Source organism: Synechococcus sp. R6-10, assembly GCF_047461815.1.
Lineage (GTDB): Bacteria > Cyanobacteriota > Cyanobacteriia > Thermostichales > Thermostichaceae > Thermostichus.
Genome location: NZ_JANSHW010000608.1, coordinates 1 through 1,468 on the forward strand (window position 1 = coordinate 1; position 1,468 = coordinate 1,468).

General features: G+C 57.8%; 1 protein-coding gene and 1 pseudogene. Both read right to left on the reverse strand.

Translation table 11 applies throughout. From position 1 onward, the window contains the following. Window positions 1-738: pseudogene (locus NW837_RS14470) on the reverse strand (polyribonucleotide nucleotidyltransferase); the annotation flags it as partial. 59 nt (window positions 739-797) lie between these two features. Beyond that, entirely contained in the window at window positions 798-1,079 is a 282-nt protein-coding gene (locus tag NW837_RS14475) for a MoaD/ThiS family protein (protein WP_414332280.1), read from the reverse strand. Window positions 1,080-1,468: the final 389 nt, after the last annotated feature.

The following is a 1,468-nucleotide window of genomic DNA, read 5'->3' on the forward strand; positions in this document are numbered from 1 at the left end:
CTCTTCCACAAAAGCAATCAGCTCCTCGTTTTTGGGGGGAGGGGGCAGCTCTACCGGGGTGATGTTGAGATCCGCCAGGACTTGCTGTTGGGCTTTGAGCAGCTCCTGGATGGCCTCAAAACCAAACTCGATGGCCTCCACCACATCCTTTTCCGGCAGTTGGTTGGCCCCGGCTTCCACCATGATCACGCCATCGGCACAGCCGGCCACCACCAGATCCAGATCGCCCGCCTCAATTTCGGCATAGGTGGGGTTGAGGATAAATTCATCCTTGACCAAGCCCACCCGCACCGCCGCCACCGGGCCGTTGAAGGGGATGCGAGCACCGTGAATGGCCAACGAGGCTCCCAAAATACACAACACATCGGGCGGCACCGTATCATCTACAGAGAGGGTGGTGGCCACCACCTGCACATCATCCCGCAGCCATTCTGGGAACAACGGACGAATGGGTCGGTCTATTAAGCGAGAGATCAAAGTGGCCCGTTCCGGTGGCCGGCCTTCTCGCCGCAGATATCCCCCTGGGATCCGCCCCGCTGCGTAGAGGCGCTCTTCGTAATCGACCAACAAGGGCATAAAATCAACGCCAGGCCGGCCTGGCTGCCGTGTGGCGGTAACCAAAATCGAGGTTTCGCCCGAAGTCAGCCAAACCCCACACCCTGCCTGAGGGGCCATCAGCCCAATATTGATGTCAATTTCCCGCCCATAAAAGGAAATCGACCGAGTGTATTCTGCCATGTAACGCTTCGCCTTCTTTTTTTCTTGCCGCTATCGTAGCATTCTCCTTTTGCTCCTTTTCAGCCCCCGCTGACCGGAGGGATCAGAACGACTTCGTCTCCCGCCGATAGGGGAGTGTCGGCAGCTACAAAATTGAGGTTGAGACCGAAGCGCGTTTGGGAGCGCCAAGGAGCCAAGCTGGGGTAGCGCTGGATCAGTTGATCGCACAGTTGCCCGACGGTGGTACCGGGGCTCACCTGCAGGCGCATCTCGGTTTGTCCGATCACTTCTTGATAGATGGCAAAGAGCTTCAGCGTGATGGAAAAAAGCTCATCGGGGGCTGGATTTTGGGCAGCAACCATCGACAGTGCTCCCACCTGCTTTGAACGGTCTTGTAAACCATCTTGGGCAAGCTTGGGCCTGGCCGTCCACCAGAATCCTCTGCCCATCTCCTACTCATCAGGGATCCCTACAGCCACAGAAAAATCGGCTCCGGGGAAAAGATGCCGTCTTTCAGATTCCAGTGAACTGTTCTTCTGGCTCTGGCCGGGGATCCGGGGCAAGGCTAGGGTAGGCCAAAAGCTTGCTTGGCAGCCAACCGGCTTCTGTGCTGATGCTAGAGCCACTGACCCCCTCCCAAATCAGGGCCTACTTGGATCGGATCGGCTACGTTGGCTCCACCCAGCCCACCCTGCAAACCCTCCGCCAGATCCACCGAGCCCACCTGCTGAGGGTGCCGTTTGAAAATCTG